This is a genomic window from Cytophagales bacterium (genome assembly GCA_033344775.1).
Lineage (GTDB): Bacteria > Bacteroidota > Bacteroidia > Cytophagales > Cyclobacteriaceae > JAWPMT01.
On sequence record JAWPMT010000004.1, the window covers coordinates 1,780,044 to 1,803,766 of the forward strand.

The following is a 23,723-nucleotide window of genomic DNA, read 5'->3' on the forward strand; positions in this document are numbered from 1 at the left end:
AATATAGCGATCATACGTTTCTTAACGCTTCCACATCCGCTATTTCCATCGGAGCAGGCTCTCCCAACAATTGAGCACCCTCACCAGTGATCACATAGTCGTTTTCGATGCGAATGCCGCCAAAATCCATGTACCCTGCCAACTTATCGTAATTGATGAAAGAGGCTAGTTTCTTCTCGGATTTCCATTGTTCGTATAGCTCAGGAATGAAATAGATACCAGGTTCGTTGGTCAGTACGAGGCGTTCTTCAAGGGCTTTTCCAAACCGAAGCGCACTCAACCCCAACTGAGTAGATCGGGGAGTTACGTCATCATATCCTACGTGGTTTTCTCCAAAATCTTCCATGTCATGTACATCCATACCCATCGAATGCCCCAGACCATGCGGAAAGAATAAAGCATGTGCACCCTGCGCAACGGCTTCATCCACATCTCCAGACATCAATCCAATTTCTTTCAATCCTGAGATAATCACCCTGGCGGCATTCAAATGCACTTGCTGATAAGTCACCCCTGGCTTAGACATCTCCGCGCTTGACTTCAGAGCATCCAAAACGATCTGATAAACTTCTTTTTGCTTCTGACTGAAAGCCGGGTCTACCGGATACGTTCGGGTCATGTCCCCGGAGTATCCATACAGGTTTTCGGCACCACTGTCACACAACAAGAGCCTTCCAGATTGCATGGTATTGCCGTAATAATGGTTGTGCAGTGTCTGGCCATTAATGGTCACGATTGGTGGAAACGAAACTCCTGCCCCTTTAGACAAGGCCACTTCATTCAGATGAGCCACAATCTCGCGTTCCACCATGCCTGGCCTCGCCATCTTCATGGCTTCCTGATGCATTAGTGAGGTAATACTTACGGCATCATGTAGCTGCTCAATTTCTTCGTCACTTTTATAGGCCCTTAGGCTAATTACCGCATGGATCAGATCAAGAGAATTACCTTCCTGAATATCAAAGGCACTTTTTCCAAGCCATTCAGCAAGCTTTAGAATATTTCGTTCTCGATAAGGCGGTAAATAATGCACCTGACCTCCGAGCGACTTTCCGATTGCTGAAGTAGGTAATACCTTTTCTACCCCTACGGAAGCGGCCAGGTCAGCCATCCTTGGTTGTGGGCCAGTCCAGACGATATCATCCATGCTCAGATCATTCCCAAACAGGATCACTTCATCCTTATCCACATCGATCAACCCTGCTAAACCAGGCTGATTCAACCCGAAGAAATACCGAAAGGTACTGTCTTGTCGGAACGGATAGTGATTGTCACCATAATTCATGCTGCTCTCTTCATTACCCAGCAAGAGGATCTGTCCTCCGGCTAGCTTTGATTTGAGTTCAGCTCGACGTTCGTGATAGGTAGTAGGGGCGAATAAGGGGCTTGACATAGGGTTTTATTGGGGTAAACTTGCAATGAAGTCAGCATAGGTCATACCTGACTCTGTAATGGCTGCTGTGGAACAGCTCAGTTCCGTAGCTTTCGCATTGATATCGGCTACTCTGGTGGCTGGTGATGGGTGCGTACTTAAGAACTCAGGCACACCGCTGCCTCCAGCCGCTTCTATTTTTTCGAAAAAGGTAGCCGCTCCATTACAGGCATAATCAGTAGCTTGAAGATAGATCACAGAATATTCATCAGATTCCGCCTCATCATTACGACTGAATTGTAGACTCAACACATTGCTGGCAAGAGCAGCAACATCTGCTGCTGAGCCATCACCCAATGCAATAGAAATCAAAAACTGTAGCCCAAGTTGCTGCTGCAACTGTTCTTTTGAATGGCGTAGGGATGCATGCGCAATTTCATGCCCCATTACTCCGGCGAGATCATCTGCACGATCCAAAAACTTGATCAGACCTGTATATACATAAATGAAACCCCCAGGTGTGGCAAAAGCATTAAGCACGTCATCGTTGTGGATGATTTTCACCTCATCGTATTGAAAAATGTCTTTGTGCTCTACATCATTGCTTTGCAGGATATTGCTGGTCATCGCTCTGATGTAAGCATAAGCCTCTGGGTAGTCAGCCGCAGAAAGAATAGGAAACTGAGTAGGATCGGATTCGATCTGTTGAACGACAGTCCTACCCAACTCCACATCATTGGCAGGAGTTAATCCGGTAATTTGATCAATGATTGAACCATCTTCACCGCAGCTGATGAAAAAGGTGAATGAAGCCAGACAAATGGCAAATAGGGAGAAACGAATGTTTTTCATGGCAGTACTAAGCTAATTGAAGGTCAATTATCCCTCAAAGTTAAGGATTCAAAACGGCTAACGCATGTTGTTTGTCATGATATAGCTGTTCGGCCAGGGCTTCTTTGCTTGGAAACTTCATTTCATTGCGTAGCATCTTTACAAATTCCACCTGAATGTTCTGACCATAAATATCTTGTTCAAAGTCAAAAAGATTGACTTCAATCTGCATGCGCGTGCCTGCCACCGTAGGACGGATACCAATATTTAGCATTCCCTGATAGCGCTTTTCACGAACCAATACATGTACGGCATATACTCCATCGGATGGAATCAGTTTAAACTCTTCTGCGATGTAAATATTGGCCGTGGGATAGCCCAACGTTCTACCAAGCTGATCTCCTTTGATGACAATGCCTTTCAAGGAATAGACGCGCCCGAGGAAATTGGCGGCTTCTTCACACTGACCCGCCTTTAATGCGTTTCGGATCTTGGTGGAGCTGATGCCTACATCATCGATATCCAGTCGGGGGATCTCTTCTATTTCAAAGCCAAAATCCGTCTGATGTTCCTGTAAAAACTGGAAACTCCCTTCACGATTTCGACCAAACTTGTGATCATACCCAATGACAAGCTTCTTTGTCCCAATCCGATTGATGATGATGTCCTGAATGAATGTGGTAGAACTCATCTCAGAAAACTCTCGTGTAAATGGGATTTTGATCAGGTAATCAATACCCTGATCCGCCAAAAACGTAGCCTTCTCCAAAAAGGTGGTGAGTAATCTCAGGTCGCCCCAGCCTTTACCAAGAACGAATCGGGGGTGCGGCCAATATGTGATTACAACACTGTCTCCGTTTTGCTTCTTTGCCAGGTCCGTCACCCGTTTCAAAATCTTCTGATGGCCCACATGCACCCCGTCGAAGGTACCACTGGTCACCACAGGATTCCGAATCCCTTCGATTTGGGTAATGTCCTCAATGATCTTCATGGGCGCGTTCGAGTTGCACTTCTTTTAGAAATTCCTCTACGGTCTTCGCCTGATCCACATGGTATTCACCGATACTGGTTCTTCGTAAGCTTTTCAAGTATCCACCAACGCCCAGGTGTTGTCCAAAGTCCTGAGCCATGCTTCGAATATAAGTACCTTTCGAGCATTCGATCTTAAAAGCAACATCCGGCAAATTAGCCTCTATATCAAAACGATGGATTTGCACTGACCGAACCTTCATTTTTACAGTTTCGTTGCGGCGGGCTTTTTTGTAGGCTCGTTCACCATCAATTTTTACAGCCGAATGAGCCGGTGGGATTTGCTCGATAGGTCCCGTTAACTTTAGCCTGGCCGCTTCCAAATCCGATGCGAAAATGTGATCTATTTCAGCCTGACTATCAAATTCCGTTTCCAGATCATAGGAAGGTGTAGTCTTGCCTATTTCAATGATCCCTTCATAAGTTTTGTTCAGGCCTTGTAATTGCTCCAGCTTTTTGGTCCACTTTCCAGTCCCAATGAGCAACAAGCCTGTCGCTAAAGGGTCTAGCGTTCCTGCATGGCCAATCTTTTTGACTTTCAGCGCATAACGTAGCTTTTTCACTACATCAAAGGAGGTCCATTGGTAGGGTTTGTCAATCAACAACAATTGACCTTCCTGGTATTTCTCTAAGGGTTTCAAATCAGGGAACTCAAAATAGCAAGCACTCCGACAATCAAACAATAAATAGCGAAATAAGTCAGTTTACCACGTCGAACTAGCTTGATCATCCATTGACAGGCCAAAAAGCCTGATATAAATGCTGCCAAAAATCCAACAACAAGCGCAACCACACTGATATCACCAGCCGCTTCCGGTGCTTCGAAATAGTCTTTCGCCTTGAGCAAGCTTGCGCCTAAGATGGGAATCAGCACCATGAGAAATGAAAACCGTGTTGCTTTGGTTTTATCTACCCCCAGTAACAACGCGGTAGCAATGGTCGATCCAGACCGTGAAACACCTGGCAAGATTGCCACCGCCTGGGCCATTCCTATGATCAAGGCGCTGAGATAAGAAACTTCTCCCTCGGTGTTCTTCTTGAAATAAGTGAAAAACAGCAATACGCTGGTGAAGATGAGCGCTGAACCGACCAACAACATGTTGCCTGCAAACAAGATCTCGATTTGATCTTCATAAAGAATACCAATTACGCCAACGGGGATCATAGAAATGATGATCTTGATCGTAAATGACCAGGATTCATTCCATTTGAACGCAAGAAGATCTTTGAGAATCACTTGTATGTCCTTCCCAAAGACCACTATGGTGCTCAATGCCGTAGCAGCATGAACGACCACTGCAAATAGCAAATGATCAGAAGTCTGGACGTTTAGCAAGACGTTGCCAATTTCTAGATGACCGCTGCTACTAACGGGTAAGAACTCGGTTAATCCCTGGATTATACCAAGTATAAGGGCCTCAAGCCAGGACATTCAGGATCAGGAAGTAGGGGTGCTTTTGTCTTTGTAAAGAATGGCAAAAAATTGGATCACAAATCCGAATATCACGGTGATTGGACCCAGCGTAAGTCCCAAAAATCCAAATCCGTAAGGTTCTGTATCCAGTGTCATGATGAAAAAACCGATGGCCAGGATCGCAATACCCAACAACATGATCAGGTAATTCTTTTTGGTAAACGCAAATTTTGATTGTTCTGACATATTTAATAAAGTTCGTCTAACGATGTTTTCAAATATCTTCTTATGGCAAGCAGGGTGCTAAGATACGCAACTATAATCCCAAGCAGTACAAGCAGGCCATAAAGTATTAAAATACTCTGTTCGTCCTGCAATTGTTTCAAATCTTCCATCCTATTGAGCGCTGACTGATATAATCCGTAAAGAATACCACTGGTCAATAGTCCTGCCAACGCGCCATACAACACGGCGCGGTTAAGAAAAGGCCTTTTTATGAACCGCCCGGTCGCACCTACCAGCTGCATACTGCGAATGAGAAATCTTTGGGAAAACAGGGCCAGTTTGATGGTATTATTGATCAAGATCACCACTACGATCAGCAAGATCAATGCGAAACCCAGTAAAATCACGCTGATCTTGGTCAGGTTCTGATTGATGCTACGTACCAGCGATTCCACGTAACTTACTTCATATACCCCTGTCAATGCCTCTAGCTCTTTTTCTATCACCTTCAGGCTATCCACGGATTGATAGTCCTGCCCGACATTGAGCACAAACAGATCTCGCAAGGGGTTTTCTCCCAGTAATTGGGTAAAATCTTCTCCTGTGTCTTTGATGAATTGCTCAGCAGCTTCATCTCTACTCACGAACCGCACCAGGCGCTGATCATCGGTTTGTGGCACATATCTTTTGGACGTAAGGATGCGTTGGATCCGGTTTCGCTCACCGGATTGAATGTCTTTCTTTAGAAAAACCTGAACTTCGACATTCTCCTGAATAATAGTGGTCAGACGATTGGTATGGACCAACAATAACCCGAAAAGGCCGATCACGAGCAAAGCCAGCGTGATGCTAAATGTCACGCTCATGAACGGGTAACTGCCGAGTTTGCGCTTTTTTCTTGGTTTCCGGGATTCCATCAACCCAAAAGTAATAAAAGCGCCCTGAAGAAGGGCTTTACTTCTTGTTCTGAAATACTTGTAATTCGCTTAGCAGCGCTGCATCCTTGATCGCATCAAGTTTCTTCTCCTCTTTGGTACTTTCCAATCGATAGTATTGATCAGCATGGAAAAGGAAAATTTGCTTGCCCCCATCCTGTTGATTGATCTCAAGGATCTGATAAGGGGAATCACCAAAATCTCCATAGAGCGCCAATTTACCATCATAGTAGCGATAACGAAGCGACTTGGCTTTTTGATCCAAACGCTCAATGTTTAGGGCATCGATATCACTGGATTCGATGACGGTATTGGAGAAGGTCTCTTCTAAATCTTCCGGCTCAAATTCACTGGAATCCAGTTCGCTTTCATCCGCAGGAAGATCTACCTGAGGAGCAAAGACAGTATTATCTTCAGACGCCTCTTCCGTTTCTACCGGAGTAATAGTGGTGCTTTCATCTGATGGCACTGGCTCAGGTACGATGACCTTGATGGCTTTAGGTCCCTCAGCAACTTGATCAAGTTGTGCCTCAACAATTATAGTCTTTTCAGGAACTTCGATAACAGGAATCTCTCTCACTTCGAAGGTCGGAGCATCAATCTCTCCCGCTACGGAGGCAGAAGCTTCTTCTGGTAGCAACTGCCAGGTAACAACACCAATCAATGTGGCTAATACTACACCTCCTGCAACTTTTAGCCATGTTGATTGACCTGCAACAGAACCACCGGCAACATCTACTTGTGCCAATCGATTTTTAAGTTGAAGTTTTCGGGCCTGTTGAATACCGGAAACTACCTGCTTCTGAAAAGCAAGCTCTTCCGCAAGGGAGGGATCTTTCTCTAGCTGAGCTTCAAAGTTACTTACCTCAGCAGGAGTCAATTCTCCTCGTAAGTAGGCATCAATGGTCTCTATCTGGTTGCTGGCGTTCATTGATCGAAGAAATCTGTCCTGGTATAACGTTCTTTAATTAAACTATCTAATTTCTTTTTACACTTATACTTTTTCGTCTTTGCCGTGTCTGTATTCGCAAAACCCATTCGGTCTGCAATATCATTCATGGACAATCCGTCAAAGTAATAATAGGTCAGGATGCTTTGGCAGGTTTCCCCTAACTCCTCGATACATTTCAAGACTATTTGGAGGTTTTCATTCTCCTCATACATCTGAAACTCTTCGCCATCTTTTTCCTCATTGGACAGACGACTTTTCCGATCGAGTTCCTTCCGCCACAAATTCTGACAGATGCTATACAAATAGGTACTGATTTTAGAAGTTAAAACCAACTTACCACTTGTCGCTTTTTGCCAGAATGCAACCAATGCTTCCTGGTATATGTCCTGCGCTTCTACCTCTGTCCCACTATTTTTCATGACCACATTCGTCATCATGCGATAGTGTTTCTGATAGAGGTAATCCAGCGCACGCTCGTCTCCATTCTCAATCCGCTTCAGCACTTCACTGTCTTTCATGGAGCAAGCGGGGACATAAATATCCTGTTATTTAATACGACAAAAACCAGATAGGTAACCAGCAACATCCAAAAGGTGCTAAAAAAAATTTACAACAAAGCTAATAGGAAATGAGTTTTGGCGTTACTTAGGGTTATCGCTCCGTTGAAAATACCTGGCCATTTGCGATCCCAAAGACCTTATCTTCTTTTTTCTTCCTAAGCGCATACAACCCCGTAAATTGCCCGAATGCAGGCATATAACCATGATCCGGACTAAAATAAAAGCAGGGAACCTTCAGCCCTTGCTTGGCAGCGCCCCGCAATCGGATGGCCGGATGCAAATGTCCGGAAATATTGTAGAATCCTTCACGTAATACTTTTTCATGTGTCCACAAAAAAGGCCCCAAAATGAGTTCATCGATGACCTCCAACCCCAAATCCGTGTAGTTTTTGTCCGGCAAAATGTCATGATTCCCTTTTACCAGGGTCATTTTAGCTGTTCCATATTGATGGGTCCAGTCTTCAAATTGACGCCACTGGGCATTCGGATCGCTGTGAAACAGATCCCCCAAAAAAATTAAGTATTCAACTTCATATTGCTGGCACAGATCGGTCAGGATGTATAGATCATGGTGATGAACAATCGCGGGAACTGGAATTCCGTTTTTTCGAAAATGCCCCGCCTTACCCAAATGAATATCGGACACTACGAGCGCCTTTTGGGCAGGCCAATACAAAGCTTTATCAGGGAGTAACCACAACTCCTCCCCTTTCAATCGTATTTTGAATGCTCCTACTACGGATGGTTCAACCATCGTAAGGCAGCCAGGTTTGTGTTCGGTACAAAAACATGATATAGCCTCTGACTTTAAGCTTACCATCTTCTATCCAAAGCTTACAGTCATAAACTTTTCCATTCTCAGGATCAAGGATCTCGCCACCCTCATACTGATCACCCTCTTTTTCCATGTCTTCGATGATCTGGAGGCCTACGATCTTTTGATCTTTCTTTTTGCCTTTACATTCGTCGCAAATCGGATCAGGATCTTCATCTGGTCCCGGAATAAACTTAATGATCTTTCCAAAGTATTTATCATCCTCCTGGAATATCTCCACTACGGAACGTTCCTTTCCGCTGTTATCATCCACCGTTTTCCATTTTCCAACAATGGACTGAGCCTGCAAGCCTACAGTCATTCCAAAAAGTGCAAGAGCAACGATTAATAATTGTTTCATATGTATAAAATTGATTTCAAAGACCACCCGAAGCGGGAACCAGCCTTGCCGGCAGGCAGGTTCGCATCAACAAAACTCATCCTTGATTGGTTTGATTGTCGACTAATGCTCATTTCTTGATCTATATTAAGAATTGCGTTTTAAAACTATCTATAAATTGTTTTATAACTCGACCTTCTGCTTGAAGGTTACTTAATTTATTAGTTGTGGCCTTTCGCATATCTGTCCAGTTGGACCTGCATTTTCGCAATACGATCACTGAGCTCTTCGGAAGACAGGTTTTGCCGTCTCAATGAATCCACTAAAATCGGAAAGGCAAATGGCGTCGGCTGAGGCGTTTCTTTCAAAATAATTTCCTGCTGATTGATCCTTCTGAAAGCTTCCAGCATCCTCGATTGTTCAAATTGCTGGCTCATGACCTCATCCATGGATTGCTTCAGCAGCAGATTGCCCCCATCGTAGGTTTCAAATACATCATAAATGATATTACTGGACGCTTGCAGGTGTTTGGCTTTGACATTCTTTCCCGGATATCCCTGAAAAATCAATCCAGCGATCGTAGCTACATCCCGAAATTTCCTACGAGCCAATTCCGTTTTATTCAGACTTTCATTGATGTCTTCCATTAGGTTTTCCTCGCTGAACAAATCCAACTCCAAGGCTTCTTCAATGTGGATCTCCTGATCGGAAAGCAGCTCGAATCCATAATCATTCATGGAAATGGAAAAAGTGATCCGCTGCAGGTTACTGATGCGATAAGCAATCACTCCCGCTAACACTTCATGCACAAACATGCCTTCGAAAGGATAGATAAAGATGTGATTGCCGAATCTCGAAGTAGTCTTCTCAATGAGAAGAGATTTGCGGTGGGGCACAATGGACCACTTCTGCTGAAGATCCAGGATTGGTTTGATGGCCAGCAGTTCGGCTTCCAGGTCCTTACCGATCACGGCTTTCTCCAGCTTTTCCCGGATCACATCTGAAAGTAAGGAAGACAAGGGCAATCTACCACCGCCCCAGGCAGGAGTCACACCACTTTTCTTTTTCGATTTCCGAACTAAAACGGTGAGTTCTTTGATCTGAACAAATTCCAGGTTTTGGCCAGCAAACCAAAACGTATCTCCGGGATTGAGTTTACTCACAAAATACTCTTCCACCGTACCCAGATAGCCACCGGTAATGAACCGCACTTTCATCGAAGGGTCTCCTACAATCGTCCCGATGGACAAACGATGTTGTGTCGCTGATTTGCGATTGATGATCTTATAAATACCATCTTCCTGATACACTTTGGCATATTCATCGTATTCACCAAGTGTGCTTCCTCCTGTGGTAATGAAATCCAGTGCCCAATTCCATTCGACTGCAGTCAACAAGCGGTAGCAAAAGGTATGCTTAATTTCTTCCAGGATGGTCAGGGGCTTAAAACCTCCACTCACGGCCAGCGTGAGTAAGTATTGCACCAGTACATCCATGCACTTTTCCAAGGGCTTTCGGCTCTCAAACTGACCTCTGGATACGGCTTCTCTCAAGGCCGCCCCTTCCACCAGTTCAAGGGAATGTGTGGGCACAAAATAGATCTTGGAAAGCTCCCCCGGCCTGTGACCGCTTCGTCCTGCTCGCTGCTGAAAACGCGCTACGCCCTTGGGTCCCCCAACCTGTATCACCAGATCGACCGGTCGGAAATCGACCCCAAGATCAAGACTGGAAGTACAAACCACCAACTTCAGTTTTCCAGCATGCAAGGCATCTTCCACCCAGGTTCGCACATCATGATCCATGCTTCCGTGATGCATGGCAATGATTCCCGCCAGTTCAGGAGATTGCTTCAATATGGCCTGATACCAGAGCTCTGTTTGAGATCGAGTATTGGTAAATAACAGTGTGGTATTATTCTCTTGAATGATCGGAATGATCTTAGGCAGCAACTTCGTCCCCAGATGTCCGGACCATGGAAAATTCTCTACTTCATCAGGGAGGATCGACTCGATTTCAATGCGCTTGTCAATTTCTGCTCGAATGAATACCGCCTCTTTGTACATGTCCTCTCCCAGCAGCACCCTCACCGCTTGTTTCAGGTTCCCTATAGTCGCGCTGATGCCCCAGATCTTCAAGGGTTGTAAGGTCAGTTTCTTTAGCCTCGATAGGGCCAGCTCAGTCGCTACACCTCTTTTGGTTCCTATGATCTCATGCCACTCATCAACTACCACCGCTTTCAAAGATTTGAAATAGTTAGGATGATCTTTTTGGCTCAACAGAATATGCAAGCTTTCTGGCGTGATTACCAGGGCCTGGGGGGCATGCTTTTTTTGCTTTTGACGTTCAGAACTCGAAGTATCGCCAGTTCTCAGACCTACTTTCCAGGGCAACTCAATTTCATCGCAAAACTCCTGCATGGCCCGATGAATGTCTTTCGCCAATGCACGAAGTGGTGTCACCCATAGGATCTGCACTTCCGGCAGTACTTCATGCCGCTCATTATTCCGGAGGAATTCCAATACGCAAGGAATCCACATGGCGTAGGTTTTACCGCTTCCTGTGGGTGCATTGAGCAAACCGCTGTTTCCGGCCAGATAGTCTTGCCAGCAATTCCGCTGAAACTCAAAAGGCTCCCAACCACGTGATTGGAACCAGTCTTCTGCTACCTGTACCAGTTGTTTATCGTCGGTCACTTCAACAAAGTCATCAAGTCTTCAATGGTATTGGCGTCCGCAGCTACTTTATCGCGACGCCACCGGTGGATTCTCGGGAACCGAACGGCCACTCCCGATTTGTGTCGGGGTGACAAGTTGATCCCTTCAAAATGGATTTCAAACACCAAGGTAGGGGTTACCGTCCGAACCGGACCAAATTTCTCCAAAGTATGCTTTCGCACAAACTGGGTCACTTCATATAGTTCCTTGTCAGTGAGTCCTGAATATGCTTTCGCAAAAGGAACCAGCTCCCCTTCTTTCCATACCGCAAACGTGTAATCTGAATAGAGATCAGCCCGTTTGCCGTGCCCTTTTTGCGCATATACCATCACCGCATCAATGGTGTAAGGATCAACTTTCCATTTCCACCAGTCACCCCGTTTTCTTCCCGACAGGTAAGGAGATATTTTTCGCTTGATCATGAACCCTTCGGCATGGTGTTCGCGGGATTGTTCTCGCAATGTGGTCAATTCCTCCCAGGATGACCAATGTAAGGAATCAGAATATTTTAATAGCGGATCACTTAAGGATCGTTCTATCAATTCAGCCAACAACTTTCTTCGTTCTGCAAAGGGCAGTTGGCGGATGTCTTTTCCTTCGTGTTCCAGCAGGTCATAAGCCAGAATAGCCGCCGGGGCTTCTTTGAGGTGCTTTTTGGTCACATTTTTCCGTCCAATTCGGGTCTGTAGCAAATGAAAAGATAATGGAACACCCTCTTTGAATGGTAATAACTCTCCATCGATCACCGTGCCGTTCGGAAGCAGACCTACCAAAGGATGTAGTTCAGGGAATTTTTCTGTAATCAACTCCTCCCCCCTACTCCAAAGAAACAAGGTATTGTCCCTAATGATCAACTGACTTCTGATACCATCCCATTTCCATTCTGCGGACCAGTCCTCAGCTTTACCAAGATCACTCACTTCTCCTTCAATGGGATAAGCCAGATAAAATGGATAAGGTTTGGAGTGGGATTGCTCTCCTTCCTGAAAAAGTAAAGCGGAGAACGAGATGGTCTGCGGATCCCATTTTCCACTCAGCGCATAAGCCACATCAGAAGCTTCCAGGTCATAGAGATCTGCCAAAGCCTTTACAATCAGGTTTTGGGAAACACCTACGCGAAACCCACCTGTGATCAGTTTATTGAATACAAATCGTTCTCCTTCCGGAAGTTCGCTCCAGGCCTGTTTGACCTTAGTCGCTTTTTCCTCATCGGTTTTACCTGCTAAATCCATCAGGAAATCGATCCAATCCGTCAAAGAGCGATCAGGGCAGACTTGTTTTTGACGAGGCAAGACTAACGCAATCGTTTCCGCCAGATCACCCACCACATCGTAGGATTCCTGAAACAACCAGGCATCCAGCATGGCGACCTGCATGGCCCATTCGGCCAACATCCGGGAATTTACCTGACGCTTCGGCCGGCGATGGGTAAATAAAGCAATGGTCCACACGCGATCCGCTTCCGGTGCTGTCTCGAAATAGCTTTTCAGGTGTTCGATCTTAGCATTCGTCTTCGAGGTGTTTTCCAGCGCCTGGATCAATGCCGAAAATTGTTTCATATAAGCATAATTATTATCGGACAGCAATGGTTATCGTCAATCCCTGATCTCTTGTGCGGATTTCTTCCTAATTTAGATAGAGAAGCGCCTTTTTATGTCAAAAGTTGAATACTTCCATGTTTTCGAGTCCATCATCTATGGGCTGGTCACTGCTCGATTTCTGCAAGGGTGGTATTACATGATCAAAACCAAGGGCAATAAAAACTACTGGGCGCACCTGATGACCACCATCTACTTATTCGTAGGATTCACACAGCGATACTACATCGGCCTCAACAATCCTGGTTTTGAGTTGGTGACCAACTACAGTAGCTTTTTATTCATAGTTATCCTCACTCCATCCTTGTTCTTTTTCGTGGGCGTCATTCTTTTTCCTGATGAAAAGTATGCAGTGGATTATAAAGTGTTTTTCCAAAAAAGGCTGCGACTGTTTCTCGTGCTGTTTACATTTTTACTCATTCAGGCCACCATGATCAATATATCTACCGTCATGGCGATTCACGATCTAAGCCTTATAGAAGTCATCAATTCTCCATTGATCTTTGAAGCAGGATTGTTACTAACGAATATTACGCATCTGTTGCTGGCCTTGCTGAGTATTTTCGTCATCATTCGTCGAAATCTGAAATTGTATGAGATTGGAGTGCTGGGTATATTACCCTATTTCCTATACCTGATGTTTAAATAAGCGGCTCGATTTCAGGATTTCACTAATTTTCCTTCGTTAAAATATCAATAACTGCATGGCTCAATTGATCATCATCATGGGTGTTTCCGGAACTGGAAAAAGTACCATCGGTGAACTGCTGTCCGAGAAGCTTCAACTTCCTTATCATGACGCGGATGATTTCCATCCTGAAGCCAATGTGCAAAAGATGCAGCAAGGAAATCCATTGAATGATCAGGATCGAGAACCCTGGTTACAGTTGCTCTCCGACAAGCTGGAAGGCTGGTCAGACACAGGAACCATTTTAGCTTGTTCTGCCTTGAAAGAAAAATACCGACGGACCTTGAGCAAATCCAATCAACTACCGATCAAGTGGGTGCATTTGGTAGGGAGTTTTGAAGTCATTCGAGAACGGATGCTGACTCGCAAAAATCATTACATGCCCGAAAGTCTGCTGCAATCACAATTTGACGCGTTGGAAAACCCGACCAATGCCATTGATGTGAACATTGAAAACACGCCTAAGGAAATGGTAGCTGAAATTCTTGCGAAACTCTGATAAAGCTGCCCTTTTTCCTTCCCAGGCAAATTCGAACAACTGCTAAAGATCAATTCCCGACATAAGGAAAATCAGTAATCCTGGTACTAGGCAAGTCTATCTTCACTCGGAATCAATTGAATCCTGACCAACAGAAGTTGGCTATGTCTATCCAAATCCCAAAATCATGAATACCATTTTAGTACCTACTGATTTCTCTGACCTATCAAACAATGCACTTGAATTTGCCGTGGAGATGGCCAGATATGCTGTGGCGGACGTACAGGCGGTCCATTTTGTGGAAATCCTTCATGAGGAAGCAACACTCGTTACTGCAGATACGGCGGTGGTGGGAACCACGGACGAAACGCTTTTCAATATTCAACTCATGCGTTCTAATAAGAACAAACTACAAGAAATTACTAATCGCTTTGAAAACGACAGTGTCAAGGTAAAAGCTGATCTGGCCGGAAATGGCTTCTTAAAAGGCATACAGGAATTTGTTCGACAAAACGAAGTGAGTGCTATTCTGATAGGCACCACAGGCGAACAAAATCTACAGGAATTTTTCTCAGGGAACCACACAGAACAACTCATTGAACATCTGGATATCCCCGTGATCAGTATTCAGAAGAAAGAACACTTTAATGAGATCAAAAAGGTAGTGATGGCTTTTGATGTGGTTCATGAATATTATTCACCTTCCGCCTTAGTAAAAATGAAAGACGCGCTATTGAATTTTAACGCGCGTATACAAATGGTTACGGTAATTGAGGATCCAAAAAACAGAGATTTTGCTCAAGAGGCATTAGAAGAGTTGCGAAGAAGGATGCAATTGAATGAAGCTACCTTGCATGTACTTGAGAATACGGATGTAGAAGGCACTTTAAAAAACTATGTAAAAGAGCAAAATGCGAGTGCCATTGCACTATTAACTGAGGCTAAATCCGGTTTGTGGAGATTTGTTCAAGGCTCTCTTGCAACACACGTCACCAAAGATTTTGATATACCTGTACTGACACTGAATAAGAAGCATTTCGAGTAAATGATCAATTAATTCGTTTGCCGGTCTCCGTGCCTGCATCTTTATTTATAGATTTATAGAAGATACCGGACTTGATGCGGCCGGCCAGGCGTCGCCAAATAAAGTCCGGAATTCATTACTGCTCAACTTAAGTAGTCTCCGGATTGATCCATTTGGGCACTTCTGGTGCCTGGTAGTCATGCATAAGTTGCAAGAGTTCTTCTGGGTTATCCGAAATAAGTAACATCTCACGATTGATCGGCTTCAGTAATTCGAACTTAACCATGTCATCCACAAGTCTCACCAGAGCATCATAATAACCTGCAACATTCAACAGCCCGATCGGTTTACTATGCAATCCAAGTTGAGCCCAGGTAATGAATTCAAAGAGTTCTTCCATGGTCCCATAGCCTCCTGGCAGGGTAATCACTCCATCACAGAGTTCGCTCATTTTTTGCTTGCGTTCGTGCATAGAATTTACCATGATCAATTCACTCAATCCATGGTGAGCAATCTCCTTAGACCCGAGAAATCCAGGTAAAACGCCAATGGCTTCACCGCCAGCTTTCAACACAGCATCTGCTACCACACCCATTAAGCCAACCTGAGCACCACCATAAACTAATCTTATACCTTTTGATCCCATAAAAGCCCCTAGTTGCTCAGTGACCACCGGAAACTCTGGAGAATTACCCATGCTTGATCCACAAAAAACTGCTATGCTCTTCATAGCTCCGAAAGTAGCTCTTTTTCAATCATATAACTCCAACTCAGCATTCATTTTCGGGGGAATTCAATTGTCATAAAATGTCAACGTCTCAAAAGTTGGCACAGTGCTTGCAAATTGCTGGACATGGTTGAATCAAAATAAAAGGGTTATGAGAACACTTATACTTTTACTCGTATTATTAGCACCTGGCCTAACCCAAGCAAACCATGGCAACGGAAACAAGCGAGGTTGGTCAAGCGCAAGTTTCGTTTCAGAAGGACCTTTCAAGATCAAGGTCTTCATCAATGGAAGGGCGGTAAATTATCGTCCGCAGCATCAAGTGAATCAAATTCGATTGAGACCGGGCAATCATCGGGTACGGGTGGTCGCCTACGGTCCCAGACGCACCAAAGAAACACGGGATGTACTATCTATTCGTCCAAGAAGAGCCAATCAGTTTGCGGTTCGCTCGGCGGGAAGAAGAGGCGGATTGTTCCTTGATCCAATCGTCGTTGATCACACACGGAACCGAAGAGGCCGTTTGCACGATGTTCCTCCTACCAGAGGGCATGCCGTTGATTTTTGTGAGGATGCCCGATACTTTAACGCGGATCGATTGATCAATCAGATGAATTGTGAATCTTTTGATGGCAGAAAAGTACAGTTGGCCAAAAATGCCCTCCGATATACAAGCATATACGCCTATGACTTACAGTACCTGCTGGAACAGTTGACTTTTGACGATTCGAAACTCGAACTGGCTACATTCGCTTATACACGCGTCTGTAATGTGGAAGAATATTACCTGGTATTTGATGCATTTAGTTTCCAGTCAAGTGTGAGAAGATTGAAGCGCGCCACAGGATATAATTGATAGAATAATAGATAAATAAACTTAGGTGCTCGGAATCCTTCCGAGCACCTTTTTTAATTCATTCTTAATTTATCAATCCATTTATCTTTAATAGCCACCACGGCAATTCCAACCTTTTGATCTTTTGGAACGTCCATTAATTGAAATCAACTAACTACAAAATACCATCAATCCAATACTAAAGTTTTGAATAGAGAAACATCTATATGGGCCAGGCAACTAACAGTCATCCTATTTTTTAGTCCTTTTCTGTGTTTTAGCTAAGAACTAGAGGTAAAAGAAGTGCTCCTACCTGACCCTTCGCCATTTTTAGGTGAAAGCGAGTCAATTGCTTTATTAATTGAAACCAGATATTCTTCAGGAATTGTGGAATTCAATCTTGACAGTGTTCACCTGACCATCACAAATCCCAATGATTCCGTGTTTGAAATTCATGAGGCTACATCAAAAACAATCACCAATCAGAGAATCGACACACTCTTTCTGGATTCAAAGCTTGATTTTTCCAAATACGGTATATACAAAGTGAATGCCGACGTTTTCTATCGTTACAATTACAACCACAATATTTATCCCCGATCCAGAAGCGGTTTCAACTTTACCGGAAAAATACGCACAACAAAGCTTTCCTTGCCGATCGTACAGGGATTTGAAGAGGCAGCTCAAGAAACCTATTATTCCTACAGTCGGGACAGTATTCCCGGAGTTCCGGAGGCTTCATTTTACATCATTCAAGGAGGTGGAGATACACCAAATACGATAGGTTTTCCCGCTTGTTACACTTGTCAAAGTTTATTGACAGGGACCTTTGCACAATTTCATGGTTGGGGTGAAAACAAATTAGTATTCACCTATGACTTATCAGACTACTCATCGCTATCTGATCAGTTAAGTTTCAAGGTAAAACTGAGCGGACATAACCTGAATGTACCACATTGGTCAAGTCAAGTGCAAATCATGATGAAGGGCAATGCGGACCAACCATGGATCAAAATTTATGATTGGGCGGAAGATAAAGTTAATGAAATAGATGACAGAATAATCCATATCAATGATATCAGTAGACTTTTAAGAGCAAATGGACAGGACTATGGTACGGCCTTTCAGCTTCTGTTCCGCACAAAGTCTTTAAGAGATTTTTATCCCGAACTTCAGCTTTTCTACATTGATGATGTCATGGTTTTTGAGAGACCACCTATCGATGCTGCGATCGGAGTGGGTGAGGTTCCAGCTGTGGGAATCTTAACTGAAAATCTTGATCCTTTTTCCGCACAGATCATCAACCGCCGTACGAATGATCTCTCAGAAATTCCCATCACCATCCATATTACCCTCCCTAATGGAGATGTCCTCGAACATACGGAAGTAGTCACTGATACAATTGCTCCCGGGAAAACCATTAATTATGCATTCCAGCAAGGGGTGAATTTATCGGAAGTCGGCCCATATCAAATACAATTTTCGAGCAACATAGCAGACGACTCTGATAGCACTAACAATTATTCAAAACCTTATTTTACCGGCAAACTGCGACCCTATCAAGGAGATTTACCTTTTATTGTGGACTTTGAAAACGAGACCGATAATGAAATCCTTGTCGTTGAAGGACAAACAGAAAACACCTTTTTTACCGATGCTTTTAGCAGAGGATCTTCTTTTCGATTTGACGATGAATTCGGGAGCTACATATACTATCGAAATGCTACTGGATCCGGACGGAATGAAAATCTCATTTTTACAATAGATCTTTCCGATCACTCAGTGGGAGCTTACCAACCTGAGCTTTCATTCCGGTACTGGCACAGGGAATTCGGGTTTGGGACCAGAGAAGACGATGCCATTTCAATCCGTGGAAGCATGGACATGCCGTGGATACCTTTGTTCTATTTCAGAGACAATGAACATCAACTGATATACGATATCACCATTCCTAATATCAGTGATACACTGACCAACGATGACCAGGAATATGGTGAAAGCTTTCAAATCAAATTTGGTAGATCAAGCGAAATTAGCTTGAAACTTGATGACATTTTTTTTGGAGAAAATGTTTTATCCTCAGAAGGGGTTGGCACTTCTACTTTTTCATTTCCAAATCCCACACCTGATTATGTCGTACTATTGGATGAAAAATCTGTGATCGAGATAAAAAGTGTTCAATTGACAGATCTTCTCGGCAGAATCATGCCAATATCACTAGATAAGAAAAGTGATCAAAAAATTGAGTTGGACTTGCGCTCCCTAAAAAACAGGATATACTTCCTGACGTGGATGGAAAATGGAGAACGTCAGAGAAGAAAAATCATTCGGGAATAAAAAGAGGCTGTTCTAGTGCTTACTAAAACAACCTCTATATTTTTTCTTGCGATTAAGAAGGAACTGATTTTCCTTTCTCCAAAGCATCAAACAACAAGGCTACGATCTTTCCGATCAGGTCACCTTCCTGCTTCTCATTCAAAATTGGCAGATTGATTTCCTTATTCAGGAAATCTACGGTGTTTTCCTGCATTTCCGCTGTATCTGCTCCGGGCTCAATACCATCCGCAGCATCGGTCATGAATTTCGTAATTTCTTCCGGTAGCGCATCATCTAATTTGGCCAACACCAAATCCACTGCTTTCCGAATCAATTTCCCTTCGGCTTTTTCGCCTAACAAGGGGACGTTCACTTTCTTGTTTACTTCTTTGACTATCCAGTTAATCTGGGCTTCATCTAAAATCATGGTTGTATACGTTTAATGTTATAGAACGAATATCTCGAATATTCCGACCGAAACCCAGTGTGGGTTCTTGAATTTTTCAAAAACCTGCCTGATCCTATTTCTTATTTAGTAATTACAACTTTGATGGAATTGCTTTCAGGATCGATGTATTAAAATGTTTAGTTTTCCGTGCCTTTTAAATCCTGGACAGATGAAGAGAATCGCATTGTTAGTACTCAGCTTATTCCTTGTTCTTTATGTACAAGGTCAGCCCAACTTCAAAAAGACCCGAAAATACCTTGAGCAAGCACGGACAGATTGGGGTGTACCTGGGATGGCTGTTGCCATTGTCAAAGACGGAAATGTAGTATTTAGCGAAGGATTTGGGCAACTCAAAAATGGTGGCAAGCAGGATGTTGATAGGGACACGCAGTTCGCCATTGCTTCAAACACCAAAGCTTTCGTGGCCTCAGCGTTAGCCACCCTTGTCGCCGAAGGCAAAATTTCATGGGACGATAAAGTCACCCAATATCTTCCTTATTTCAGGCTCTACGATGCCTATGCTTCAGCAGAAACCACTGTGAGAGATTTGCTATGTCATCGGGTGGGATTAGGTACCTTCAGTGGAGATGTCATCTGGTACAAATCGGATTTTACTGCCGAGGAGGTGATCAAAAGAATACAATATATCCCACAAGCCTATTCTTTTAGGGCAGGATATGGTTATTCTAACCTCATGTTCATCACCGCCGGCGAAGTGATCAAAGCTGTGACGGGCAAAAGCTGGGCAGACTATGTGGCATCAACCTTTCTGCAGCCCCTTCAAATGAATCGTACGATCACTTCCGTCAATCAGATCAAAAACAATGATAATGTTGCTACTCCACATAAGCCTGTAGATGATAAAAACCAGCCCATTGCCTGGGTAGACTGGGACAACATGGGGGCCGCCGGAGGCATCATCTCTTCGGTCAATGATATGGCTAATTGGATGCGTATGAACCTTAATAACGGTATCTGGCAAGGTGACACCATTCTTTCCCGTGAACAGCAAAATGTCCTATGGACACCCCATAATAATTTCGTATTGACCGATCTATCAAGAACACAGATACCAGGAAGGCACTTCAATGGATATGGGCTGGGCTGGGGATTATATGATTATCATGGTCGGATGGTGGTTACTCACAGTGGCGGATATGATGGCATGTATTCACGCGTGGCGATGATGCCGGATGAAAACCTGGGCATTGTGATCCTGACCAACAGCATGTCCGGGATCACTTTTCCACTGACCATGAAATTGATCAATGATTTCATCAAAGAAGATCAACGAGACTGGTCACAGGAATTCCTGAACAGACCTTCCGAAGGAACAGATCCGATCAAAGAACGAAAGGCTGCAAAAATCTCCAATACTAAACCAAGCCTACCCATCTCAGCCTACACAGGTGTCTATGATGCGCCTATGCACGGAGACATCACCATCAAAGAAGAGGACGGTGAATTAAGACTCCATTTTGATCGAGCAGCATTGTTGTCAGCGACCTTAAAGCACTGGCATAATGACACCTGGGAGATCCTTTGGGATGAAACCCATGCCTGGTTCGATTTCGGCACGGTACAATTCGAATTGGATCACAATGCAAAGGTCACTGGAATGGAAATTGACGTACCCAATTACGACATCTTCTTTCACGAGATTGAAACCAAAAAGCGAGAGTGATATTTGTGACATAACCACCCTTAAGTACTGGTAACGTCTGATTTCTGATAGTTTATTTGTTCAAAAGGAGAATTCAGCAGCCACTCAAAATGGTTTCAAAACCTTCAGGTACCAAGTCCGTATGATACAACTTGTCCATAATGGACATTTTTATATCATCCACAAAATCACACCATTCCGGAGATGAAGCTCAACTTTTTGCAGGTTACAATGATAGTCCTGCTGTCTGTTTGTATACTTTCTTGCCAAAAAGCAAAACAACCCATTCGAATAGCCACTTATACCTATGCAACCAACAACCGGATCAATAATTTAACTCATTTTGCAAAAGCTTTAGAAGCTGAAATGAAAAGACCTGTTGAAGTACAAAGCTATCCTGATGTTGCATCATTCATCGAAGGCATAAAATCGGATCAGGTCGACGTAGGTTTCATCAATACCTTAGGATATTTACTCCTGGCGCGGGACAATGAATATATGGACCCAATCGCTACGCTAAAGGTAAAAGAAGATGCTGTAGACAATTACAAAACTGTTCTTTTAACAAATAATGAAAGGGTGACGGACCTGGAGGCAATATCAGCAAACGCCAATACCTTATCCATGATGTTCGTTGCACCTGGGTCTACTTCTGGTAATTTGGTACCCAGGCTTATGCTAAGTGCGATAGGCATAAAGCAGCCTGAAGCTACTTTCAGTAAAGTAGCGTATGGAGGTAATCATACCTCCACTTTTGATCTATTGAAAGAAGGAGTAACTGATCTATGTGCCATAGGCAGCAATGAATATTACAAGCAAATCGCGGCTGATTCAAGTTTAGGTGCATCAACCCAATTGCTGTGGATTTCCGAAGAAATTCCTCTGGGACCAGTTTTATTAAACAAGCGCTTTTCATCGTCTGACCGAACCAGAATGACAGCATTGATCCTGAAACTCCACGAAGCGGACCCCCAGGCACTGGCATCCATCAAAGATGGTTGGTCCGAGGCAAAACAGGCAGAAAAGTTTCATGCCATCACCGACAAGTATTACGATAACTTTCGCATGGTAAACGGTAATCGTACCGACCTGTCGAACATATTGAAACAATTTGTACAGTAACCTAAATCAGCCAAATTTGATGTCATAAACATCACGAATTGGAGCAAGCACTACAAACCGATTACAAAATTCGGATCAACCGGGTTTTTGAATACATTGAAACCCATCTGGATGGCGACCTCTCGCTAGGTACCCTGGCAGAAATTGGATATTTCTCCTCGTTTCATTTTCATCGGGTTTTTAAAGCCATTACCAGCGAAACCGTCAATGAATATGTGACCAGAAAGCGATTGGAAAGGTCGGCATTGGACTTACTCCATAAAGATCAGGGCATTTCAGAGGTCGCCCTGAAGTATGGTTTCAATGACAACTCCTCATTTACCCGAGCCTTTAAAAAGTTTTACGGTTCCAGCCCTTCAGCGTTTAGAAAAGACCATCCGCATCGGTTTAGCAAGATTCGTCAACTAGAAAGCAAGAATGGTCAAAGCTACCCTGACCAGGAAAAATACCTTCGTGTCATTGATAAACTTAAAAATTGGATTTCCATGAATGCGAAGATCAAAGTTGAAGAAATGCCTGCAATGGAGTTGGCCTATGTGGCCTGTACCGGACCTGAGAACATGCCTGCGGCCTATCAGAAGCTTATCCGTTGGGCTACACCAAAGGGCTTAATCGAAGGTGGTAAGCTCGTAACGATCTACTATGACAGTTACAAAGTGACGGAATCAAGCAAAGTGCGAATGAGTGCTTGTCTACTCCTGAATCAACCAACAGAAACTGACGGTGAAATTGGACTTACTTCTATCAAATCGGGAAAATGTATCATTGGTAGTTTTGAAATTGGCATGCATGAATATGAGCAATCCTGGACGGGACTATTTGTTTGGATGAACGAAAACGGTTATCAAAAGGCGGATCGTGAACCCTTCGAAATCTATCACAACGACTTCAATCAGCACCCGGAGAAGAAATCCATCGTAGATTTCTGTATTCCTGTTTTTTGATCTCTCCTGAAATCAGAGTCCTCTTCGAGTGACTCTGATGAGTTCTTAGCAAAGACGATGGCATCATTCTTGTGGATTTTTCACAGGATTGACCTAACTTTTATGATCTTTCGCCCAAACAACATGTTAAAACTCTTCATTCTCTTCCTCGGCCTGTCTCCCATATTCGTAGAAGCTCAAATCAAAAGAGGCCAATTAATCTATTGGTCGCGAGAACGCCAATTACAATGGTCGGACTTTAGGTATAGAGAACCCGTGAGTATTCATACAGCAAATGCATCAACCGCCATAAGAATCTCCGTCGATCCGTATGAAAAGGATGATCTTCCGGACTATCAAATCACCTTCAGATTCAATCGCAGCCTTTCCTGGACCACCGACAGCACTTCTCTCGATTTGCTAAAGCACGAACAATACCACTTTGACATTTATGAGCTTTATGCCAGGAGGATTCGAGCGAGCATTCTAGCATTGAGAGATGCTGGAGTTGAGGATAAGGAAAAGTATACCAATGAGATCACACGATTACTGAATGAATGCAAGTTATTTCAAGAAGAATATGACAAGCAAACGGCTCATGGGTTTATAAAAACGCAACAAGAATCATGGCAGGTTCGTGTTGATTACCTACTCAGTGAACTGCAGGAATTATCAACTGAAAACACAATTCTTGCGGCTACTGATCCCTAAACCT

The 23,723-nt window shown here is 43.8% G+C and carries 24 protein-coding genes; 9 read left to right on the forward strand and 15 right to left on the reverse strand.

Annotation, left to right across the window (positions count from 1 at the left end):
* Nucleotides 1-10 precede the first annotated feature (10 nt).
* The 13 genes from R8G66_16425 to R8G66_16485 form a co-directional block, all read right to left on the reverse strand.
* On the reverse strand, nucleotides 11-1,393 hold the full coding sequence (locus R8G66_16425) for an aminopeptidase P family protein (GenBank protein ID MDW3193961.1): 1,383 nt from the start codon (nucleotides 1,391-1,393) through the stop codon (nucleotides 11-13).
* Nucleotides 1,394-1,399: 6 nt separating this feature from the next.
* Complete coding sequence (locus R8G66_16430; protein MDW3193962.1) at nucleotides 1,400-2,224, reverse strand: M48 family metalloprotease; 825 nt, start codon at nucleotides 2,222-2,224, stop codon at nucleotides 1,400-1,402.
* Nucleotides 2,225-2,264: 40 nt separating this feature from the next.
* The gene (locus R8G66_16435; protein MDW3193963.1) at nucleotides 2,265-3,194 is read right to left on the reverse strand and encodes a bifunctional riboflavin kinase/FAD synthetase; all 930 of its coding nucleotides are present in this window, start codon (nucleotides 3,192-3,194) and stop codon (nucleotides 2,265-2,267) included.
* Entirely contained in the window at nucleotides 3,181-3,873 is a 693-nt protein-coding gene (gene truB / locus R8G66_16440; protein ID MDW3193964.1) for a tRNA pseudouridine(55) synthase TruB, read from the reverse strand. Before truB ends, R8G66_16435 begins: the two co-directional genes overlap by 14 nt.
* The gene (locus R8G66_16445) at nucleotides 3,870-4,664 is read right to left on the reverse strand and encodes an undecaprenyl-diphosphate phosphatase (protein MDW3193965.1); all 795 of its coding nucleotides are present in this window, start codon (nucleotides 4,662-4,664) and stop codon (nucleotides 3,870-3,872) included. Before R8G66_16445 ends, truB begins: the two co-directional genes overlap by 4 nt.
* Before the next feature lie 6 nt (nucleotides 4,665-4,670).
* On the reverse strand, nucleotides 4,671-4,892 hold the full coding sequence (locus R8G66_16450) for a DUF3098 domain-containing protein (protein ID MDW3193966.1): 222 nt from the start codon (nucleotides 4,890-4,892) through the stop codon (nucleotides 4,671-4,673).
* A 2-nt stretch (nucleotides 4,893-4,894) separates the two neighbouring features.
* Nucleotides 4,895-5,788 carry a permease-like cell division protein FtsX gene (locus tag R8G66_16455; GenBank protein ID MDW3193967.1) on the reverse strand — a complete coding sequence of 298 codons (894 nt, stop codon included), beginning with the start codon at nucleotides 5,786-5,788 and terminating at the stop codon, nucleotides 4,895-4,897.
* A 37-nt stretch (nucleotides 5,789-5,825) separates the two neighbouring features.
* On the reverse strand, nucleotides 5,826-6,737 hold the full coding sequence (locus R8G66_16460) for a hypothetical protein (protein MDW3193968.1): 912 nt from the start codon (nucleotides 6,735-6,737) through the stop codon (nucleotides 5,826-5,828).
* Nucleotides 6,734-7,276: a sigma-70 family RNA polymerase sigma factor gene (locus R8G66_16465; GenBank protein ID MDW3193969.1), complete on the reverse strand. Its 543-nt coding sequence runs from the start codon at nucleotides 7,274-7,276 to the stop codon at nucleotides 6,734-6,736. Before R8G66_16465 ends, R8G66_16460 begins: the two co-directional genes overlap by 4 nt.
* A 133-nt stretch (nucleotides 7,277-7,409) precedes the next feature.
* A complete protein-coding gene (gene pdeM / locus R8G66_16470) occupies nucleotides 7,410-8,072 on the reverse strand; it encodes a ligase-associated DNA damage response endonuclease PdeM (protein MDW3193970.1) in 663 nt (220 codons plus the stop codon).
* Nucleotides 8,065-8,493, reverse strand: a complete 429-nt coding sequence (locus R8G66_16475) for a DUF2147 domain-containing protein (protein MDW3193971.1) — start codon at nucleotides 8,491-8,493, stop codon at nucleotides 8,065-8,067. Before R8G66_16475 ends, pdeM begins: the two co-directional genes overlap by 8 nt.
* A gap of 200 nt (nucleotides 8,494-8,693) precedes the next feature.
* The gene (locus tag R8G66_16480) at nucleotides 8,694-11,165 is read right to left on the reverse strand and encodes a ligase-associated DNA damage response DEXH box helicase (protein ID MDW3193972.1); all 2,472 of its coding nucleotides are present in this window, start codon (nucleotides 11,163-11,165) and stop codon (nucleotides 8,694-8,696) included.
* Nucleotides 11,162-12,745, reverse strand: a complete 1,584-nt coding sequence (locus R8G66_16485; GenBank protein ID MDW3193973.1) for an ATP-dependent DNA ligase — start codon at nucleotides 12,743-12,745, stop codon at nucleotides 11,162-11,164. Before R8G66_16485 ends, R8G66_16480 begins: the two co-directional genes overlap by 4 nt.
* Nucleotides 12,746-12,839: 94 nt before the next feature.
* On the opposite strand from R8G66_16485, the gene R8G66_16490 reads away from it, so the two are divergent.
* The 3 genes from R8G66_16490 (at nucleotide 12,840) to R8G66_16500 (ending at nucleotide 14,995) form a co-directional block, all read left to right on the forward strand.
* Nucleotides 12,840-13,433 (forward strand): hypothetical protein, encoded by a 594-nt coding sequence (locus tag R8G66_16490; protein ID MDW3193974.1) that lies wholly within the window; start codon nucleotides 12,840-12,842, stop codon nucleotides 13,431-13,433.
* Between the two features lie 55 nt (nucleotides 13,434-13,488).
* Nucleotides 13,489-13,971, forward strand: coding sequence for a gluconokinase (locus tag R8G66_16495; GenBank protein MDW3193975.1), 483 nt, complete (start codon nucleotides 13,489-13,491; stop codon nucleotides 13,969-13,971).
* A 166-nt stretch (nucleotides 13,972-14,137) separates the two neighbouring features.
* On the forward strand, nucleotides 14,138-14,995 hold the full coding sequence (locus tag R8G66_16500) for a universal stress protein (GenBank protein ID MDW3193976.1): 858 nt from the start codon (nucleotides 14,138-14,140) through the stop codon (nucleotides 14,993-14,995).
* Between the two features lie 127 nt (nucleotides 14,996-15,122).
* Here R8G66_16500 and R8G66_16505 read toward each other — a convergent pair whose 3' ends face one another.
* Nucleotides 15,123-15,704 carry a TIGR00730 family Rossman fold protein gene (locus tag R8G66_16505; GenBank protein ID MDW3193977.1) on the reverse strand — a complete coding sequence of 194 codons (582 nt, stop codon included), beginning with the start codon at nucleotides 15,702-15,704 and terminating at the stop codon, nucleotides 15,123-15,125.
* Between the two features lie 148 nt (nucleotides 15,705-15,852).
* Between R8G66_16505 and R8G66_16510 the strand changes: the two genes are divergently transcribed.
* Both R8G66_16510 and R8G66_16515 read left to right on the forward strand, forming a co-directional pair.
* Complete coding sequence (locus tag R8G66_16510; protein MDW3193978.1) at nucleotides 15,853-16,557, forward strand: DUF4476 domain-containing protein; 705 nt, start codon at nucleotides 15,853-15,855, stop codon at nucleotides 16,555-16,557.
* A 366-nt stretch (nucleotides 16,558-16,923) separates the two neighbouring features.
* Entirely contained in the window at nucleotides 16,924-18,873 is a 1,950-nt protein-coding gene (locus tag R8G66_16515) for a T9SS type A sorting domain-containing protein (GenBank protein MDW3193979.1), read from the forward strand.
* A 52-nt stretch (nucleotides 18,874-18,925) separates the two neighbouring features.
* Here the strand turns inward: R8G66_16515 and R8G66_16520 are convergent, their stop codons facing one another.
* Entirely contained in the window at nucleotides 18,926-19,279 is a 354-nt protein-coding gene (locus R8G66_16520; GenBank protein MDW3193980.1) for a hypothetical protein, read from the reverse strand.
* A 190-nt stretch (nucleotides 19,280-19,469) separates the two neighbouring features.
* Here R8G66_16520 and R8G66_16525 point away from each other — a divergent pair, with 190 nt between their 5' ends.
* The 4 genes from R8G66_16525 to R8G66_16540 all read left to right on the forward strand — a co-directional run bounded on the left by R8G66_16525 (nucleotide 19,470) and on the right by R8G66_16540 (nucleotide 23,719).
* Nucleotides 19,470-20,984 (forward strand): serine hydrolase, encoded by a 1,515-nt coding sequence (locus R8G66_16525; GenBank protein ID MDW3193981.1) that lies wholly within the window; start codon nucleotides 19,470-19,472, stop codon nucleotides 20,982-20,984.
* Nucleotides 20,985-21,194: 210 nt separating this feature from the next.
* A complete protein-coding gene (locus tag R8G66_16530) occupies nucleotides 21,195-22,085 on the forward strand; it encodes a PhnD/SsuA/transferrin family substrate-binding protein (GenBank protein MDW3193982.1) in 891 nt (296 codons plus the stop codon).
* A 38-nt stretch (nucleotides 22,086-22,123) separates the two neighbouring features.
* Nucleotides 22,124-23,029, forward strand: coding sequence for an AraC family transcriptional regulator (locus R8G66_16535; protein MDW3193983.1), 906 nt, complete (start codon nucleotides 22,124-22,126; stop codon nucleotides 23,027-23,029).
* A gap of 123 nt (nucleotides 23,030-23,152) precedes the next feature.
* Nucleotides 23,153-23,719 (forward strand): DUF922 domain-containing protein, encoded by a 567-nt coding sequence (locus R8G66_16540; protein MDW3193984.1) that lies wholly within the window; start codon nucleotides 23,153-23,155, stop codon nucleotides 23,717-23,719.
* Nucleotides 23,720-23,723 lie beyond the last annotated feature (4 nt).